The following is a 19,654-nucleotide window of genomic DNA, read 5'->3' as shown; positions in this document are numbered from 1 at the left end:
CTCCTGTTTCGGGGTCGACAACTGTCGGCCCGTTCACATTTGGACATCCCTATGGCTTACACCACATTCTCGCAAACCAAGAATGACCAGCTGAAAGAGCCGATGTTTTTCGGTCAGTCAGTCAACGTTGCACGTTTCGATCAGCAGAAATATGACATCTTCGAAAAGCTGATCGAGAAGCAACTCTCCTTCTTCTGGCGTCCGGAAGAAGTGGACGTTTCCCGCGATCGCATCGACTATCAGGCGCTGCCGGAACACGAGAAACACATTTTTATCAGCAACCTGAAATATCAGACGCTGCTGGATTCGATTCAGGGTCGTAGCCCGAACGTGGCACTGCTGCCGCTGATCTCGATCCCGGAACTGGAAACCTGGATCGAAACCTGGGCGTTCTCCGAGACCATCCACTCGCGCTCCTATACCCACATCATCCGCAACATCGTTAACGATCCGGCGCTGGTGTTTGATGACATCGTCACTAACGAGCAGATCCTCGCCCGTGCGCAGGATATCTCTAAGTACTACGATGACCTGATTGAGATGACCAACTACTGGCATCTGCTGGGTGAAGGCACTCATCAGGTGGCGGGTAAAACCGTGACCGTTGATCTGCGTGCGCTGAAGAAGCAACTCTACATCTGCCTGATGAGCGTGAACGCACTGGAAGCGATTCGCTTCTACGTCAGCTTCGCCTGCTCCTTTGCGTTTGCTGAGCGCGAGCTGATGGAAGGTAACGCCAAAATCATCCGCCTGATTGCCCGTGATGAAGCACTGCACCTGACCGGGACTCAGCATATGCTGAACCTGATGCGCAGCGGTGAAGACGATCCGGAAATGAAAGAGATTGCCGCAGAGTGCCGTGACGAATGTTACGACCTGTTCAAGAAAGCAGCCGAGCAGGAAAAAGAGTGGGCAGAATACCTGTTCAGCGGCGGCTCGATGATCGGCCTGAACAAAGACATTCTGTGCCAGTACATCGAATACATCACCAATATTCGTATGCAGGCGGTCGGTCTTGATCTGCCGTTCCAGACGCGTTCGAACCCGATTCCGTGGATCAACAGCTGGCTGGTGTCTGATAACGTGCAGGTTGCACCGCAGGAAGTGGAAGTCAGCTCTTATCTGGTGGGTCAGATCGACTCTGAAGTGGGCGAAGACGACTTTAACGACTTCCAGCTTTAAGTATGAGCCGTTCTGTCATCATTCTGCGTAGCTCCGGCACCCGGCTGGAGTGCGCAGAAGAACACCCCAATCTGCTCGCCACGCTCGAAGCGCATAACTTGTGCGTTGAATTCCAGTGTCGCGAAGGCTACTGCGGATCCTGCCGGATGCGTTTGCTGAAGGGTGAAGTGCAGTACGCCGAGGCACCGCTGGCATTTATTCAGCAGGGCGAGTTTTTGCCCTGCTGTTGTAAAGCCAAAGGCGAGATTGAGATCGAGTTGTAACCCCCTGTAGCGGCGCGATTTATCACGCGGGTTTTCCCGTCACAGCGCACGTCATTGCGCGATAAATCGCGCCGCTACGATACCGTTTAAATCTTCACCGTTTCCAGCACATCAATCCAACCGTGTCCGGTGCTGACTTCACTGCCATGCAGCCAGCGGCGCAGCATATTCATTGCCATCATCGCCACCACCTTCTGGCGAATCTCCAGGTTATGCCGCCCATGGTTGAATTTCACCCGCTGACCCCAGCTGGCTTGCGGGGTGTGCAGCGCAATCGACACCTCCCCTTCATGCAAAGTGCCCACGGCCAGCGCCACATCGGCCTGCTGCTGCCCGGCGAAATCACGGATGCGCTGTACCTGCTGCTCCAGCGTTTCCGGCAGCGATGGCAACACATTACCGGCACGTAACGGCACCTCAGCAGAAGCCAGCTGCCACTGCAACAAGCCAGCGGTGTACGATTCGCTGATCGCCAGCGTCAACTCACGCGCTGCCAGCTCACGCGCCAGCAATGCCGGTAACCCTTCGGTGCCATAAAAAATGGTGCATTCTGCCAGTTGCAGTTTGACCTGTTGCCACACCTGCTCCATCGCCACACGCTGGCTGGCCGGGCCGGTGAGTTTGATTTCAATAATCGGCATTGAGGAGCGATACCCCATCACCACGCCATCCGGTAACGGCAACGGCTCCAGTTCCGCCGCTAAATCGCTTTCGCCGCGACCAAAGGTAGTCAGACGCAGGCACAAGGGGGGCTCCGGCAATTCAAAGCGAGCTTTCAGACGCGGCAGGATCTCCTGCTCGACCATCACTTTAAATTCGGAAGGTACGCCCGGGGTGAAGAAGATCCAGCAACGATTGAGTTGCAGTGCAAAACCACAGGCGGTGCCTACCGGGTTATCGATCAATTCAGCGTTGGCGGGAATTTCTGCCTGCTTACGGTTGCTCGGTGCCATGATGCGCCCACGTCCGGCAAACCAGGCCTCCATTTTCTCCAGCCATTCCTGATGCAGCACCAAATGGCTGTCGCTGGCCGTGGCCGCCGCGAGGGCGCTGAGATCGTCGCTGGTGGGGCCAAGGCCGCCATTGACAATCAGCACATCGGCAATCTGGCTACGGCTCTGGAGCGCCTCCACCAGCGATGGCAGAGCATCCCCTACCGTGCTGCGGCTGGTCATCGGCAAACCGTGCTGAAACAACACATCAGCCAGCCAGGCAGCGTTGGTATCCACAATCTGCCCATGTAACACTTCATCGCCCGTTGAGAGCATTTCAACTCGTATCACGTTTATTCTCCTTATTCCCTGTCGCTTTACTGTAGGAACCAGGCGAGAGAAACACAATCACTGTGGGTGCGGAAGCGGAGGATTTTCAGTAAGACAGGATGAATGGGCGCGAAGAATTCACGCCCGGAAAAGCATTAACGGCGGGCTAGCAGCAACCCTAAGAACAGCCCGGCGGCGGCACCGATGCCAATCCCCTGCCAGGGTTTATCATGCACATAATCATCGGCACGATAAGCGACTTTTTTCGCCCGATAGTAATAGCTGTCAGAGGCCTGGCTGACGCGTGATTTCACTTCTTCCAGTGCCTGCTCCGCTTTGGTTTTCAGTTCGATATACTTTTGATCGGCCGGGTCACCTGACGAACGCAGCACTTCTTCCAGCGTTTCGGTCAGCAGGGCCAGATCGTCATCAAGACGGCTTTCAAATTGATCTGAAGATGACATTACGCAGTTCCTCCATGTATTTAACTTACCTGTCGGTTAACTATAGTCACTAAAAACCAGAAGCGGCCAGGAATCGCCCGAGTTTCGTCGCCAAAGCGTAAAGATCTGAAATCTGCTTCGCTTCCCTGATTAATCTGATAAATTTCTTCGGACTGAATTTTTTCATTCGGCGACTGTCGTATCCCCCTGTAGCCTGAAGCTATCAGGTCTGAAATGTGTGCATGATGCACGGCAGTCACCTTAAACCCGAGCAGCTAAGGATTAGATTTCTGGCATGAATCGTAGAAAGTTTATGAAAGCGTCAATGGCCCTCTCTGCCCTGAGCGGCATGACGGGTCTGTCCACGCTGTTTGCGCAGTCCGCCTGGGCCGATGATGGCATCGCCGATGGGACCGCAGTGCGCTTCGATTTCGATGTACTGAAAAAGAAAGCCTCAGCACTCGCCAGACAGCCCTGGGGTGGCGCGCCTGGCCCGCTGCCTGACACCCTGGCCAATCTGACCCCGCAGGCCTATAACGAAATTCAGTACGACGCCAACCATTCGCTGTGGAATAACATCCCCAATCGCGAGCTGGATGTGCAATTTTTCCACGTTGGCATGGGGTTTAAACGCCGTATCCGGATGTTTTCCGTCGATGCCGACAGCCGCGAAGCGCGTGAAATCCACTTCCGCCCGGAGCTGTTCAACTACAACAACGCCAACGTTGATACCAAACAGCTGGTCGGCAAAACCGATCTTGGCTTTGCGGGTTTCCGTGCATTTAAAAAGCCGGAGCTGGCGCGTCGCGATATCGTCTCCTTCCTCGGTGCCAGCTACTTCCGCGCCGTCGATGAAACTTATCAATACGGCCTTTCCGCGCGTGGCGTGGCGGTGAATACCTTCAGCAACGGCCATGAAGAGTTCCCGGACTTCACCGCCTTCTGGTTTGAAACGCCGAAAGCCGAAGACACCACCTTTGTAGTGTATGCCCTGCTGGATGGTGCCAGCGTCACCGGTGCCTACAAGTTCACCATTCACTGCGAAGCAGAACGCGTAGTGATGGAGGTGGAAAACCACCTGTTTGCCCGCAACGAGATCCGTCAGCTGGGTATCGCGCCGATGACCAGCATGTTCAGCTGCGGCACCAACGAGCGCCGTATGTGCAATACCTATCATCCGCAGATCCATGACTCCGATCGTCTGGCGATGTGGACGGGTAACGGCGAATGGATCGCCCGTCCGCTGAACAACCCGCAGCGTTTGCAGTTCAACGCCTATCAGGATGAGAACCCACGCGGCTTTGGCCTGTTACAGCTCAATCATGACTTTAAAGATTATCAGGATGTGATTGGCTGGTATGACAAACGTCCAAGCCTGTGGGTCGAGCCGATTGGCAAATGGGGAAAAGGGGCCATCAATCTGATGGAAATCCCCACCACCGGTGAAACGCTGGATAACATTGTCTGCTTCTGGCAACCGGCTGAACCGGTGAAAGCCGGTAGCGAATTCAACTTCCAGTACAAACTTTACTGGAGTGGCCTGCCGCCAGTGCGCAGCGGTCTGGCACGCGTGGATGCGACCCGTACCGGCATAGGTGGCTTCCCGGAAGGCTGGGCGCCGGGCGAGCATTTCCCGGATCAGTGGTGTCGTCGCTTTGCGGTGGATTTCGTCGGTGGCGATTTGAAAGCCGCTGCACCGAAGGGAATCGAACCGGTGATCACCGTGTCAGCCGGTACCATTAAACAGGTTGAGATTCTCTACGTGGAACCGCTGGACGGTTACCGCATCCTGTTTGACTGGTATCCAAACAGCGATTCCACCAAACCGGTGGATATGCGTCTGTTCCTGCGCACCAAAGACGAAACCCTGAGTGAAACCTGGTTGTATCAGTACTTCCCGCCGCCGCCGGATCAGCGTAAATACGTTGATGACCGGCAGATGACGCCGGGCTGATAAACATGGCGAGGTGCAAACCTCGCCATTATTTTTGCATGTCGATATGCGGAATATCATCCTCCAGATAGATATCGCTGACCGCCACAAAACCATGGCGACCATAGAACGATTGCAGATGCGCCTGCGCTGAGAGGAACTGCGTATGTTGCGGCCAGTGCTGTTGGCAAACCTGCAATGCCTGGGTCATTAAACGGTTACCCAGATTGATACCGCGTGCGCGATCCGAAACGATAACGCGACCTATCTTCACCGGGTTTTGTGCATCCGCAGGTGATAACAGACGCGCGTAGGCCACCAGCTCATCACCATGCATACCTAACAGATGACGGTTCTCCGCCACCAGATCCTGCCCATCGACATCAAGGTAAGGACATTGCTGCTCGACCACAAACACTTCACTGCGCAGCGCCAGCAGCGTATAAAGTTGTTGCAGGCTCAAATCACGATGGTGAATATCCAGCCAGTTAATTTCCATAAAGCCTCCTTGTTGGGTGGTTAATTTACCTCACGTACGTCGTTGTTGTAGTGCAAAACCGGTAAAAAAAGCACATAACAGCGCCGCCAGCCACGGCAAGCCGTGCAGCGTTAGCGACATTGCCAGCCCACCCAATGCCGGACCAATAAAAGCGCCAATCCCCCAAGCCACTGACAACGCGGCATAGGCCGCCGCCAGTTCCGACCCCTGAAAACGCTGCCCCACCAGCGTAATGATAACCGTGTAAATACCGACAAATACCCCGCCCCAGCAAAACAGCAGCAAGCGCGCCAGCCATAGCGACTGAAGCGCGAACGGCCAGGCCAGCGCCCCGAGGGTGGACAACGCCGCCAGCCAGACAATTAAGTGATGACGATCCATACGATCGGCCAGCCAGCCGATCGGGAGCTGCAACAGGATCGCCCCAACCATTAAAATGGTAATCAACGATGTCGCCTGTCCTTCAGACCAGCCAAGATTGATGGCGTAAAGCGCCAGCAGATTCATCCCCGCCGCTTCCAGCGCCGCATTAAGGATGGTCGCCGCCAGCGCCAGGGGTAACAAGCGCAGCCAGCGCGACAATTTTCGCGGTGTCCCCTCTTCCGCGCTGAAATGCAGTTTGCCGCTGGCGCACAGCGCCAACACAGCAAGGGCGGATAAGACTGCGCCAGTGATAAATGCGCCGTCACCACTGCCCTGTATCGTCAGAATAAAAGGACCGAGCGCGAATCCTGCTGACAGCATCGCGGTGTAAGTTGCCAGCATTTTTGCCCGGTTATGCTCCACAGCTTGCTGATTCAGCCAGGTTTCCGTCACCACCAAAATCACTTCTGAGGCCATCCCCAACAGCAGCCGCAGCAAGAAGCTGCTGCTAATAGGTAGCACAGGAAAAAGGATCAACAACAACACCGTGACCAGCAGCGACATAGTAAGTAGGAATTTAGGCGCAAAACGACGGATGAGAGCGGGCAATGCTGGCGCGATAAGCAGCACGCCCAGCGCATGCATCGCCGCATTGATGCCGATTTGCGTTTCACTGTATCCCGCCTTTGATAGCCGCAGCGCAATCAAAGGCGCACTTAAGCCGTAGGTCAAACCAAAGATGGTAATGGCGAGAAGGATCATCGCGCGATTACGCGTCATTTTATCACGCTGCGCGAAGGCGTCCGCTTCTGCTGCCATAAGGTAAAGCGTAAGCGCAAACTCTGCCACAGCCGCACTGGCCACAGCCTGATGGGCTGCGGTTCAATCACCCGCTTGAGCAGACGCACGTAATCCAGCACCAGGCCTGGTGTCCAGGCCATCTCCTCTGCCCTGCCGCGTACCACGCCTAATAGCCAAAAATTAGGGTCAGCCAGCAGGCGTAAGCCGGCATACGGCTGTCGTGCCAGAATCCCCTCAATCGCCACATCCAGCGCCTGTATCACCGCAGATGAGCAATTACGCGCCGTCAGGTTATAGGTACTGTCCAGCCGGTAGCTGTGCCAGAAATTTTGCAGGGCCTTAAAATTGTAATGTGAAAACAGGATCTGTTTATCGGGCTGACACCAGTCAGCCACCTCCAGTGACAAAGAGACCAGGAAACGCCCCGCGACATCGTTATGCTCCCCCGAGCGCAACACAGCACGGAAGTTACTGCTATCGCGATCAATATCGTCGAGCGGATAGTGGCTGATATACAGACCATCTCCGACCGCCAGCGAAGTATGCCCGGTCGAGATCACCCCGTGCTGATCAACCGCAGCGATATAGCGATTAATTAACCGGTAACTCTCGCGCAGCCTGATCGAACCTAATGGGGTCCAGACATAAACCTTGAGCAGTTGGGGAGGTGGCTGAAGGGGAAAAGGGGGATGCACATACTGGCTGCTGTGCCACTGCCGCAATCCGCCCACCTTAAACAGGGGTAGCGTGGTCACCGTGCTGTTGGCCGTCAGCAGGTGTGCCTGACGCGCCATCTGTAGCAACGTGGTGCCAATACTTAGCAACAGTAACGAGAAACACAGTGGTACGGCGATGTGATGATGAAACGGCCAGTCACTGATGATCAGAATACTGATAATCCATTCCACCACGCCGGTAACGCATTGCTTCTTCCAGCGCCAGCCACGTAACACGATGGCGGCCACGAAGCGGAACAAACCATCAACCATAAAGGCGATGCCAAACAGCACTGCCGATACATCATTGTTATCCTGCGGAATATTGAGAATCAAAAAGCCGATACACCACAAGCCCAGCGCCTTGAGCAGGGTCAACCCATCAATGCGCATTTCGCGGATAAAGGCGAGTGTCATCTGCACCATGCCTTCAATAATAAAAAATAGCGCGAGCATATCCAGTGGAACCGAAAGCAAGCCGTCACTGGCAATATCGTAGAAGATCAACGCCGCCAGTAGCAGCAACGCCACGCCAGTCAAAGCCAGCCAATACCAGCGTCGACGGATCACCTGAGCACCGGTCAGCAGAAAGATCAACTTAATCACATTACCTCAGCGCAGCGGGATGAACATGACTTAAAAGTTAGCAATCGGTGGCGGGGTTGTCTGAGATAACAGGCAAAAAAAATCAGGCCCGGAGGCCTGATTTGTCAGTAGCATAATGCTTACATCAGCGGTTGTGCCATTTGCACCAGCGTAATGAGCGGCTGCGGATAGACACCCAACAGCAGGACCAGAATGGCGGAAATCAGTACCACCACCCCACCGGCAGTGAAGGCCCAGTTGGCCGGGGTATCACGATCGCGCGTATGCAGTTCCGGCGGACTGAGGTACAGACTCACCGTTACACGCAGGTAGTAGTAAAGACCGATGGCGCTACCCGCCACCACTGCGCCGGTCAGCCACCACAGGTGCGCATTCACACCCGAAGCGATCACGTAGAACTTACCGATAAAGCCCAGCGTCATCGGGATACCCGCCAGCGACAGCATCATGATGGTCATCACCGCTGACAGAATCGGACGGTGCCAGAACAGGCCACGATAAGAGTACAGGGTGTCGGCATCCGGGCCACGATACGGGCTGGACATCAGGCTGACCACACCGAAAGCACCCAGGCTGCTGAACAGGTAACCGGCCAGATACACCCCGGCAGTTTCCAGTGACAGCTGATGGGTTTTCACCGAAATCAGCGCCACCAGCAGGTAACCCAGGTGGGCGATGGAGGAATAACCCAGCAGACGCTTGATGTTGCTCTGCGAAATCGCCATCAGGTTACCGAACAGGATTGAGACGAAGGCAATGACACCCAACACGGTGCGTACGGCTTCGCTGTCGGTCACCGGCGCGTACATAAACAAACGCATGATCACGCCGAAGATAGCGATTTTGCTGGCGGTCGCCAGGAAGGTAGAGACCGGTGCAGGTGCGCCCTGGTACACATCAGGCGTCCACAGATGGAACGGCACCAGCGACAGTTTGAAGCCGAGACCGATAATCATCATGCCGAGGCCAACCAGCAACAGCGGCTGCTGCATCATGCTGTCGTTCAGGCTTTTACCCAGCTGAACAAAGCTCAGGCTACCGGAGTCGGCATAGATCAGCGCAATACCGAACAACAGGAACGATGACGCTGCTGCCGACAGAATGGTGTATTTCAGTGCCGCTTCCAGTGAACGTTTCTGGCGGAAAGCGTAACCAATCAAACCAAACAGCGGCAGTGACAGCAGTTCGATACCGATAAACAGCGCCGCCAGATGGTTGGCGCTGGCCAGCACGATACCGCCGAGTGCCGCAATCAGCACCAGCAGATAGAACTCATCTTTGTTGTCCGGGAAACCGGCCAGCCACGGGTAAGCGAAGGTGCAGGTCGCGAGACTCGCCAGCATCACCAGCCCGGTGTAGAAGATAGAGTAGCCATCGACACGCAGCATCGGCGTGACATCCATTGGCCCGACATGGGCAACAAACCACAGAGAAAGCAGCGCCAGGTTAAGACCAATGACCGTCAGCGTGGCATTAACAAAATGGTTGCGTCGCCACGCAATGGACAGCATCACAACCACCACCGTCAATCCGACGATCAACAGCGGCAGTAACGCGATCAATTGTTGAGGAGTTATTGTCATGGCGAATTACGGCCTTGTAGTTGAAATTGAAGCGGTAAACCACTGCTGAATGTTGCTCATTGCAGCATGGGAAGTGTCGAGGATCGGCTGCGGATACACCCCGAGCAGAACCAGCAGCACCACCAGAACCATAATCATAATGAACTCACGCGGTGACATGCCTGGCAGCGGTGCCTGTGATTTTGCTTCACCGTAATAAGCGCGCTGCATCATCACCAGTGAATAGACTGAGGCGAATACCAGACCAAAAGTGGCAATCACGATAATCACCGGCACCACCTGGAAACTGCCGGTGAGAATCATAAATTCCCCGGCAAAGTTACCGGTGCCCGGCATCCCCAGATTGGCGACGGCAAAGAACAGCGACAGTCCCGGAATCCATTTAATACGTGACCACAAGCCCCCCATCTGACGCATATCACGGGTGTGCAGACGTTCATACAGCTGGCCACACAGGATGAACAGCGCAGCGGCGGACAGGCCATGCGCAATCATCTGTACCACTGCGCCCTGGAACGCCAGCTGGCTGCCGGTGTAGATAGCAATCAGCACGAAGCCCATGTGCGAGATAGAGGTGTAAGCGATCAGGCGTTTGATATCTGTCTGTGCAAACGCCATCCAGGCACCGTAGAAGATACCGATGACGCCCAGCCACATAGCAATCGGTGCAAACTCCGCCGAGGCATGCGGGAACAGCGGCAGACTGAAGCGCAGCAGACCATAAGCGGCGGTTTTCAGCAGAATCCCGGCGAGGTCCACCGAACCGGCTGTCGGTGCCTGACTGTGCGCATCTGGCAACCAGCCGTGCAACGGTACCACCGGCATTTTTACCGCGAAGGCGATAAAGAAGCCCAGCATCAGCAGATATTCCACGGTGTGGGACATCGGCGTTTTCAGCAATTCTTCGTAGCTGAAGGTCCACACGCCGGTGGCGTTGTAGTGCACAAACACCAGCGCCAGGATGGCAATCAGCATCACCAGACCCGATGCCTGGGTATAAATAAAGAACTTGGTGGCGGCGGTGATACGGGTTTTCCCGTCCGACGCTTTATGACCCCAGAGCGCGATGAGGAAGTACATCGGCACCAGCATCATTTCCCAGAAGAAGAAGAACAGGAACATGTCGATGGAGAGGAACACGCCAATCACGCCACCGAGGATCCACATCAGGTTGAGGTGGAAAAAGCCCTGATATTTCTCAATTTCTTTCCAGGAGCAGAGTACCGCCATCAGACCGAGCAGACCGGTCAGCACCACCATCAGCAGCGACAGACCATCAATCGCCAGATGGAAATGGATACCGAAACGCGGGATCCACGGCACCGAATATTCTGATTGCCACTGCGGCATTCCTGTCGCCTGCGTCAGTGAATATCCTCCCTGCAACCACAGCTGCATAGAGAGCACCAGCGTCAGCCCCATGGTGATCAAGGCGATCCAGCGCGGCACCTTCGCGCCAAGGCGCTCGGCCAGCCAGCACAGCAAGCCACCGAGAAAAGGTATGATTATTAGCCAAGGTAATAACACGGCGTACTTCCCTTTTTTTTGCCTTTATCAGGCAATTTTTACTTTCTCGACTGGGGTGAAGGAAAGACCGCCACCCCGCCCATCAATCTTTTTAAACCACCAGCAGCAGGGCCAGAACAACCACAGCACCGACACTCATGGACGCCACATACCAGCGCAGATAGCCGTTTTCGCTGACCACCAGCCCCTTGTTGCCAACGCGTGAAATCAGCGCGGGCAGATTCATCAGCGAGTTCAGCGGGTCACGGTGCAGCAGCCAGGCAATGCCGAGGAATGGCTTAACGAACACTTTGTCGTACAGCCAGTCGAAGCCCCAGGCCGCAAACCACCAGGTCCCGAAGAAACGGCCCGGTGCACTGTTGGCAACGCGGGTCACCAGCTGACGTTTGCCCAGCCACAGCGCCGCAGCAATCAGGATACCGACGATAGCCACCACGCCAGAGGTGATTTCCAGCCCCACTTTGCCGCCTTCACCAAACTCGTTCTGCGGCAGAACACCTGCCAGCGGTGGAGTAATCAGCGCACCAATGAAGGTCGACAGCACCAGCAGCACAATCAGCGGCAGATGATGAGTAATGCCTTTACCGGCATGGGCATGAATTTTTTCTTCGCCGTGGAAGACGATGAAAATCATGCGGAAAGTATAGATAGAGGTCAGGAACGCCCCGACCAGACCGGCAACCATCAGATTGATGTGGCCATTGGCCAGCGCACCAAACAGGATTTCATCTTTACTGTAGAAACCTGCGGTAATCAGCGGCAGCGCGGCCAGTGCCGCACCACCCACCAGGAAGCAGGCATACACCAGCGGGATGCTCTTACGCAGACCACCCATTTTGAAGATGTTCTGCTCGTGATGGCAGGCCAGAATCACCGAACCTGAAGAGAGGAACAGCAGCGCTTTAAAGAACGCATGGGTCATCAGGTGGAAAATCGCCGCATCCCACGCCTGAACACCAAGCGCCAGGAACATGTAGCCAATCTGGCTCATGGTTGAGTAAGCCAGCACGCGTTTGATATCGGTCTGCACCAGCGCGGCAAAACCCGCCAGCACCAGGGTGATAGCTCCCACGATACCGACCAGATGCAGCACATCCGGCGTCAGCAGGAACAGGCCATGCGTACGGGCGATGAGATAGACACCCGCCGTCACCATGGTCGCGGCGTGGATCAGCGCAGAAACCGGCGTCGGACCAGCCATCGCATCCGCCAGCCACGTCTGCAACGGCAGCTGTGCTGATTTACCCACCGCACCACCCAGTAACAGCAGGGTAGCCCACTGCAACATATGGTTGTCAGCCGCAAAGTGTGCCGGAGACAGTTCCATCAGTTCGCGGAAGTTCAGCGTACCCAGTTCGTTGTAGAGGATGAATAAGGCTAAAGCCAGGAACACATCACCCACACGGGTAATGATGAAGGCTTTCATTGCTGCTTTGCCATTGTCCGGATTGCTGTAGTAGAAACCGATCAGCAGATAGGAACACAGCCCCACCCCTTCCCAGCCGAGATACATCAGCATCAGGTTATCGGCCAGCACCAGAACCACCATGCTGGCGATAAACAGGTTGGTGTATGCAAAGAAGCGTGAGTATCCCTCTTCACCGCGCATGTACCAGGAAGCGAACATGTGGATGAAGAAGCCAACCCCGGTCACCACGGACAACATCGTCAGCGACAGGCCATCCAGCACCAGGTTGACTTTGATGTCGAAGTGCCCGACGTTCATCCAGGTCCAGAGCGCCTGCGTAAACGGCTGCTGCCCCTGGCTGAAGAAATCCATGCCGACAAAAATGGTGGTCAGGGCCGCCAGACCGACTGAACCCATCCCCACAGCGGCAGACAGGTTCTCCGACCAGCGACCACGGGAAAATGCCAACAGCACGAAGCCAATTAGCGGAAATAAAACGGTTAAGTAGAGAAGATTCATCCGCGCATCTCGCTCACAGTATCAATGTTCAGCGTCTGACGACGACGATAGAGCTGGAGCAGCAGCGCCAGACCAATACTGGCTTCCGCCGCCGCGAGGCTGATGGCCAGAATGTACATTACCTGGCCGTCCGCTTGTCCCCAGTAGCTGCCTGCCACCACCAGTGCCAGCGCAGCAGCGTTGATCATGATTTCCAGACCAATCAGCATAAACAGCAGGTTACGGCGCAGCACCAGTGAGGTCAGGCCAAGAACAAACAGCACAGCTGCCAGAATCAGGCCGTGTTGTAACGGGATCATGCGTGCTCCTCCTTATTCCCTTGCGCCTCTGCCGGACGGTTGCTTAACACTTCGCCCTGACGCTCTTCACGTCCGATATGGAAGGCCACAACCAGACCGGCCAGCAGCAGCATCGACGCCAGCTCCACAGCCAGAACATAAGGACCAAACAGGCTGATACCCACCGCTTTGGCGTCAATAACGGTGCCATCAATACCCTGATCATGTGCGGTGCTGATGGCATAAATCATCACCACCAGCAGCAGTAAGGACACGATGCCAGGACCAATCCACAGCGATGGCTTCAGCCACTCGCGCTCCTGATCCTGCTGGGTTTTGCCAAGGTTCAGCATCATCACCACGAACACGAACAGCACCATAATGGCACCGGCGTAGACGATGATTTCCAGCGCACCGGCAAAGTAAGCGCCCATCGAAAAGAACACACCCGCAATCGACAGCAGCGAAACAATCAGGTACAGCAGCGCATGTACCGGGTTGGTGTGAGTGATGACGCGTAGCGTCGTCAACACCGCCACCAGTCCACAAAGATAAAACGCAAATTCCATACCTGCTCCTTAAGGTAACAAGCCTTTGACGTCAATCGGTTTGGCTTCGTTTTCTGCATCGCCTTTACCTTTCCCGTCAATTGCCATACCCGCCATGCGGTAGAAGTTGTACTCCGGATATTTACCCGGGCCGGAGATCAACAGATCCTGTTTTTCGTACACCAAATCCTGACGCTTAAACTCACCCAGTTCGAAATCCGGGGTCAGCTGGATAGCCGTAGTCGGACAGGCTTCTTCGCACAGGCCACAAAAGATGCAGCGTGAGAAGTTGATGCGGAAGAATTCCGGATACCAGCGGCCATCCTGCATTTCGGCTTTTTGCAGCGAAATACAGCCTACCGGACAGGCTACCGCACACAGGTTACAGGCAACGCAACGCTCCTCACCATCCGGATCGCGCGTCAGCACGATGCGGCCACGGTAGCGTGGCGGCAGGTACACCGGTTCTTCCGGGTACATCTGGGTTTCGCGTTTGGCGAAGGCATGCATGCCTATCATCCAGATACTGCGCACTGTCGTGCCGAAGCCAACGACAATATCTTTTAAAGTCATCTCAAAACCCCTTACTGCGCAGACAGAATCACTGCGGCGGTCGCCAGCAGGTTCAACAGCGTCAACGGCAGACACACTTTCCAGCCGAACGACAGCACCTGGTCATAGCGTGGACGCGGAAGCGCAGCACGAATCAGGATAAACATCACCATGAAGAACGCAGTCTTAACGGCAAACCAGATGATCGGCGGCAGGAACGGCCCCTGCCAGCCACCGAAGAACAGCGTTACAATCAGCGCTGACACGGTGGTGATGGCCACGTATTCACCGACAAAGAACAGACCGAACTTCATCCCGGCGTATTCGATGTGATAACCATCGGCCAGTTCCTGCTCGGCTTCCGGCTGGTCAAACGGATGACGGTGACACACCGCAACGCCTGCGATACAGAAAGTAAGGAAGCCGAAGAATTGCGGAATGATGTTCCACAGGTGCGCCTGGCTTTCGACAATGGCATTCAGATTGAACGACCCCGCCTGCGCTACCACGCCCATCAGCGACAGACCGAGGAACACTTCGTAGCTCAGGGTCTGCGCGGAAGCACGCATCGCACCCAGCAGCGAATATTTGTTGTTACTCGACCAGCCCGCAAACAGCACCGCGTATACCGCCAGCCCCGCCATCATCAGGAAGAACAGCAGACCGATGTTCAGGTCGGTCACCATCCAGGTCGGCGTGACCGGCACAATCGCGAAGGCCAGCAGCAGCGATACAAACGCAATCACCGGGGCAAGGGTAAAGATGAAGCGGTCGGTAAACGGCGGAACCCAGTCCTCTTTAAAGAACATTTTGATCATGTCCGCTGCCAGTTGCAGCGAACCGCCCCAACCTACACGGTTCGGTCCGTAACGGTTCTGCCATAAGCCAAGCAGACGACGCTCGGCAAAACTCATGAAGGCACCACAACCCACCACCACCAGCAGGATGACGATGGCTTTGCCGATGCTAATCAGGATGTCAATAACGTCCGGTGTCAGCCAGCTCATTGCGCTGCCTCCTGCAATTTGTCAATTTGCGCACCCGAGAGGAACGGCGGTACACCCGGCATACCGAGTGGCAGACCCACCTGCCCTGCCTGCAATGATGCGGAGAAACGCACCGGCAGACGCAGAGTTTCACCGGCACACACCAGCTCCACTGCCGCACCGTTGTTCACGCCGAGCTTCTCAGCATCGGCTGGGTTGATCACCAGCGTGGCCGGAGACATACGTTTCTGGAACACCGGTGAACGTTGCGTCATCTCTTCACTACCGAACAGCTGATAGTAAGGGGCCACGCGCCACTGGCTGCCACCGACAAAACTTTCCGGCACGGCAGTGAACCACGGCAGTGAACCTTCTGCGGCCTCAAACAGACGCACACCCGGGTCGCCATTGCGCAACTTACCACCCACTTCGGCCTGGAATTTGTTCCATGCCTGTGGGGAGTTCCAGCCTGGCGCCCAGGCAAACGGAATCTGCGAACGCGCAGCATTCGGCTGGTTGTTCCCTTCCATCGAGAAGGCGAACATGGTGTCTTTATCCTGCGGCTGACGCGGTTCGTGCACGCTGATATTCGCGCGCGCCGCAGTACGGCCACTGTAACGATGCGGGGAACGCGCCAGTTTCTGACCACGAATACGGAAGCTGGCATCCGGTGCTGCATCTTTGATGCCTTTCAACTGCGGCAGCGCCGCGACGGCGGCATCAATCACATGGTCGAGCAGCGTCCAGTCAATGTGGCGACTTTCTACGGTGCTGTGCAATGAATGCAGCCAGCGCCAGCTTTCCAGCATCACCACGCTGTTGTCGTAGTAAGCCGGATCGTAAACCTGGAAGAAGCGCTGAGCGCGACCTTCATGGTTGATCGAGGTACCGTCGCTTTCGGCAAAGCTGGCTGTGGAGAACACCAGGTTGGCTTTTTCCAGCGTGGCGGTGCGTTGATGATCAACCACAATCACGTTGGCAGCCTGCGCCAGTGCCGCGTCCACCGTCTCCTTCGGCGCGTGGCGATACAGATCGTTTTCCAGCACAACCAGCGTATCGGCTTCGCCGTTGCTCAGTTGCGCCAGGGCGCTATCCAGCGATGCGCCGCCCATCAAGCCAAGGCCGATGCTGTTAGCGGCGGATGCCAGCAGGGTGATGCCGACATCCGCACCACGCGCTTTCAGCGCTTTAGCCACGTTGGCGGCCGCTTCAATCATTGCGGTGCTGCCAGAGTGAGTACCGGAGATAATCAGCGGCTTTTTCGCCCCGGTCAGCGCCTGTACCACCACATCCAGCTTACCGTTCAGCGCCTTGTCAAAATCGCCAACCGCTGGCGCGCTTTCATCCAGCGCATGCGCGATGGCAAAACCGAGACGCGCCTGATCTTCCACCGGAGCGCGATAGCTCCACGCGGCGATATCATCCAGACGGGTTTCATCGACGTTGGTCACGAACAGCGGGTGTTTGGCGTGTTGTCCGATGTTGAGGATCGCCGCGATTTGCCAGTCAGCCACTTTCTGTGCGGCGGCCATTTCGCGTGCTTTACCCTTCACCGCCTGACGCACGGACAGTGCCACGCGTGCGCCAACCTGAGTCAGATCTTCGCCCAGCACCAGCACCGCATCGTAGCTTTCAATCTCACGCAGAGACGGGGTATAGATACCGCCTTCACGCAGCACTTTGAGCATCAGTTCCAGACGCGCCTGCTCGCCTGCTGGCATACCGGTAGAGAAGTTATCCGCTCCCACCAGCTCGCGCAGGGCAAAGTTACTTTCGATGCTGGCACGCGGAGAGCCAATCCCGATGACTTTTTTCGCCTGACGCAACACATCTGCCGCTGCGTTCACAGCCTGCTCAGCATTCAGGGTGACCCAGTCATTGCCACGCAGCTGTACCGGATGGCGCGGACGGTCCTTCAGGTTGACGTAACCGTAACCAAAACGACCACGGTCACACAGGAAGTAGTGGTTTACCGTGCCGTTATAACGGTTTTCGATACGACGTAATTCGCCGTAACGCTCACCGGGGCTGGTATTACAACCAACGCTGCATTGCTGGCAGATGCTCGGCGCAAACTGCATATCCCACTTACGGTTATAACGCTCGGAGTGGGTTTTATCGGTGAAGACCCCGGTCGGACAGATTTCTACCAGGTTACCGGAGAATTCGCTTTCCAGCGTGCCATCTTCCGGACGACCAAAGTAGACGTTGTCATGCGCGCCATAGACGCCAAGGTCGGTGCCATCGGCGTAATCTTTGTAGTAACGCACACAACGATAACAGGCGATACAGCGGTTCATTTCATGAGAAATGAACGGGCCGAGGTCCTGATTCTGGTGAGTACGTTTGGTGAAGCGATAGCGACGGAAGCTGTGGCCCGTCATTACCGTCATATCCTGCAGGTGGCAGTTACCGCCCTCTTCGCACACCGGACAGTCATGCGGGTGGTTGGTCATCAGCCATTCCACCACGCTTTCACGAAACTCTTTCGCTTCACCATCGTCGATGGAAATAAAGGTGCCGTCCGATGCGGGCGTCATGCATGACATGACAAGGCGACCGCGGGTATCTTCGGCATTCTGGAATTGCTTTACCGCGCATTGGCGACAGGCACCCACGCTTCCCAGCGCCGGATGCCAGCAAAAATAAGGAATATCAAGGCCCAGAGACAGACAAGCCTGTAGCAGGTTGTCCGACCCGTTCACTTCATACTCTTTACCGTCTACATGGATAGTAGCCATAGTGAATATGCTTCCGTAAGGCCCGTCCGGGGACGAGCGTTAAACATCTATTTCTTCCCCCACGCGAGGCAATCGCGCCGGGTAATCCGTGTACGGCGGCTGATTACCAGCGCGCTTTCAGCAGGTTCGGCTGGATACCGCCGATGGCTCGGGTATTGCCAAATACCTGCGGCGCAATGCCGGCTTCAAACTCTTCACGGAAATATTTAATGGCACTCTGCAATGGCTCTACCGCACCAGGCGCATGGGCACAGAAGGTTTTACCTGGGCCAAGCTGGCGACAAAGCTGTTGCAGGGTTTCGATATCACCCGGCTGGCCTTGTTTCTGTTCCAGCGCACGCAGGATCTTCACGCTCCACGGCAGACCATCACGGCATGGCGTACACCAGCCGCAGGATTCGCGGGCAAAGAACTCTTCCAGATTGCGCACCAGAGACACCATGTTGATCTCATGGTCAACCGCCATCGCCAGCGCGGTCCCCAGACGGCTACCGGCTTTACCAATGCTGGCAAATTCCATCGGCAGGTCGAGGTGTTGATCGGTGAGGAAGTCAGTGCCAGCGCCACCCGGTTGCCAGGCTTTGAACTTCAGGCCATCGCGCATGCCACCGGCATAATCTTCCAGAATCTCACGTGCGGTGATACCGAACGGCAGCTCCCAGACACCCGGGTTTTTCACGCGGCCCGAGAAGCCCATCATTTTGGTGCCGGTATCGTCACTTTTAGAGATGTTCTTGTACCACTCCACCCCATTGAGGAAGATGGCCGGTACGTTCGACAGGGTCTCAACGTTATTAACACAGGTCGGTTTGCCCCAGACGCCGGCACTGGCCGGGAACGGTGGCTTGGAACGCGGGTTAGCGCGACGCCCTTCCAGTGAGTTAATTAACGCGGTTTCTTCACCACAAATGTAGCGACCCGCCCCGGTATGCACGATCAGCTCGAAATCAAAACCGGTGCCGAGAATGTTTTTGCCGAGAAATCCGGCTTCGGTGGCTTCGGCGATTGCTTTGCGCAGATGCACCGCCGCCTCGATATATTCACCGCGCAGGAAGATGTAGCCACGGTAGGCTTTCAGTGCAAAGGCGCTGATCAACATCCCTTCCACCAGCTGGTGTGGCAGTTGCTCCATCAGCAGGCGGTCTTTATAAGTACCTGGTTCCATCTCATCAGCGTTACACAGCAGGTAACGGATGTTCATGGATTCGTCTTTCGGCATCAGGCTCCATTTCAGGCCGGTGTTAAAGCCTGCACCACCACGGCCTTTCAGACCGGAGTCTTTCACCGCTGCGACGATTTCGTCCTGACTCATGCCTTTCAGCGCTTTTTCCGCGCCAACGTAACCGTTTTTGCTGCGATATTCGTCGATCCATACCGGCTGTTTGTCATCGCGCAGACGCCAGGTCAGTGGATGCGTTTCCGCAGTACGAATGATCTGTTTGAT

17 protein-coding genes are annotated in these 19,654 nt (G+C 55.8%); 3 read left to right on the top strand and 14 right to left on the bottom strand.

All coding sequences use genetic code 11. The annotated features are described in order from the left end of the window. The first annotated feature begins 51 nt into the window (after positions 1-51). Complete coding sequence (gene nrdB, locus PW844_RS00310) at positions 52-1,182, top strand: class Ia ribonucleoside-diphosphate reductase subunit beta (protein WP_299445373.1); 1,131 nt, start codon at positions 52-54, stop codon at positions 1,180-1,182. 2 nt (positions 1,183-1,184) lie between these two features. Continuing rightward, complete coding sequence (gene yfaE / locus PW844_RS00305) at positions 1,185-1,445, top strand: class I ribonucleotide reductase maintenance protein YfaE (protein ID WP_299445371.1); 261 nt, start codon at positions 1,185-1,187, stop codon at positions 1,443-1,445. Positions 1,446-1,531: 86 nt separating this feature from the next. Here yfaE and PW844_RS00300 read toward each other — a convergent pair whose 3' ends face one another. Beyond that, positions 1,532-2,728, bottom strand: a complete 1,197-nt coding sequence (locus tag PW844_RS00300; RefSeq protein ID WP_299445369.1) for a nicotinamide mononucleotide deamidase-related protein YfaY — start codon at positions 2,726-2,728, stop codon at positions 1,532-1,534. Positions 2,729-2,862: 134 nt separating this feature from the next. Continuing rightward, positions 2,863-3,171, bottom strand: a complete 309-nt coding sequence (gene elaB / locus PW844_RS00295; protein ID WP_299445367.1) for a stress response protein ElaB — start codon at positions 3,169-3,171, stop codon at positions 2,863-2,865. 274 nt (positions 3,172-3,445) lie between these two features. Here elaB and PW844_RS00290 point away from each other — a divergent pair, with 274 nt between their 5' ends. Next, on the top strand, positions 3,446-5,104 hold the full coding sequence (locus tag PW844_RS00290; RefSeq protein ID WP_299445365.1) for a glucan biosynthesis protein D: 1,659 nt from the start codon (positions 3,446-3,448) through the stop codon (positions 5,102-5,104). A 28-nt stretch (positions 5,105-5,132) separates the two neighbouring features. On the opposite strand, the gene PW844_RS00285 is transcribed toward PW844_RS00290, so the two are convergent. From PW844_RS00285 to nuoF, 12 genes are all read right to left on the bottom strand, one after another. Next, positions 5,133-5,582: a GNAT family N-acetyltransferase gene (locus tag PW844_RS00285; RefSeq protein WP_299445363.1), complete on the bottom strand. Its 450-nt coding sequence runs from the start codon at positions 5,580-5,582 to the stop codon at positions 5,133-5,135. A gap of 30 nt (positions 5,583-5,612) precedes the next feature. Beyond that, positions 5,613-6,725 carry an MFS transporter gene (locus tag PW844_RS00280; protein WP_299445361.1) on the bottom strand — a complete coding sequence of 371 codons (1,113 nt, stop codon included), beginning with the start codon at positions 6,723-6,725 and terminating at the stop codon, positions 5,613-5,615. Next, positions 6,722-8,068 (bottom strand): hypothetical protein, encoded by a 1,347-nt coding sequence (locus PW844_RS00275; RefSeq protein WP_299445359.1) that lies wholly within the window; start codon positions 8,066-8,068, stop codon positions 6,722-6,724. The genes PW844_RS00280 and PW844_RS00275 overlap by 4 nt, the downstream gene beginning before the upstream one ends. A 119-nt stretch (positions 8,069-8,187) precedes the next feature. After that, complete coding sequence (gene nuoN, locus PW844_RS00270) at positions 8,188-9,651, bottom strand: NADH-quinone oxidoreductase subunit NuoN (RefSeq protein ID WP_299445357.1); 1,464 nt, start codon at positions 9,649-9,651, stop codon at positions 8,188-8,190. Between the two features lie 6 nt (positions 9,652-9,657). Then, a complete protein-coding gene (gene nuoM / locus PW844_RS00265; protein WP_299445355.1) occupies positions 9,658-11,178 on the bottom strand; it encodes an NADH-quinone oxidoreductase subunit M in 1,521 nt (506 codons plus the stop codon). A 91-nt stretch (positions 11,179-11,269) separates the two neighbouring features. Next, positions 11,270-13,105: an NADH-quinone oxidoreductase subunit L gene (nuoL, locus tag PW844_RS00260; protein ID WP_299445353.1), complete on the bottom strand. Its 1,836-nt coding sequence runs from the start codon at positions 13,103-13,105 to the stop codon at positions 11,270-11,272. Then, complete coding sequence (gene nuoK, locus PW844_RS00255; protein ID WP_013509877.1) at positions 13,102-13,404, bottom strand: NADH-quinone oxidoreductase subunit NuoK; 303 nt, start codon at positions 13,402-13,404, stop codon at positions 13,102-13,104. The genes nuoL and nuoK overlap by 4 nt, the downstream gene beginning before the upstream one ends. Next, on the bottom strand, positions 13,401-13,952 hold the full coding sequence (gene nuoJ / locus PW844_RS00250) for an NADH-quinone oxidoreductase subunit J (protein ID WP_299445336.1): 552 nt from the start codon (positions 13,950-13,952) through the stop codon (positions 13,401-13,403). Before nuoJ ends, nuoK begins: the two co-directional genes overlap by 4 nt. Before the next feature lie 9 nt (positions 13,953-13,961). Then, positions 13,962-14,504 (bottom strand): NADH-quinone oxidoreductase subunit NuoI, encoded by a 543-nt coding sequence (nuoI, locus tag PW844_RS00245; RefSeq protein ID WP_013509879.1) that lies wholly within the window; start codon positions 14,502-14,504, stop codon positions 13,962-13,964. Between the two features lie 11 nt (positions 14,505-14,515). Continuing rightward, positions 14,516-15,490, bottom strand: a complete 975-nt coding sequence (gene nuoH / locus PW844_RS00240) for an NADH-quinone oxidoreductase subunit NuoH (protein WP_299445332.1) — start codon at positions 15,488-15,490, stop codon at positions 14,516-14,518. Further along, positions 15,487-18,210 (bottom strand): NADH-quinone oxidoreductase subunit NuoG, encoded by a 2,724-nt coding sequence (gene nuoG / locus PW844_RS00235; RefSeq protein ID WP_299445330.1) that lies wholly within the window; start codon positions 18,208-18,210, stop codon positions 15,487-15,489. The genes nuoH and nuoG overlap by 4 nt, the downstream gene beginning before the upstream one ends. 103 nt (positions 18,211-18,313) lie before the next feature. Beyond that, positions 18,314-19,654, bottom strand: a complete 1,341-nt coding sequence (gene nuoF / locus PW844_RS00230; RefSeq protein WP_208617319.1) for an NADH-quinone oxidoreductase subunit NuoF — start codon at positions 19,652-19,654, stop codon at positions 18,314-18,316.

Origin of the sequence: Pantoea sp. (assembly GCF_028283705.1) — a bacterium.
Taxonomy (GTDB): Bacteria; Pseudomonadota; Gammaproteobacteria; order Enterobacterales; family Enterobacteriaceae; genus Pantoea.
Note: the sequence above shows the minus strand (reverse complement) of the source record. Positions and strands in the feature narration are given on the sequence as shown.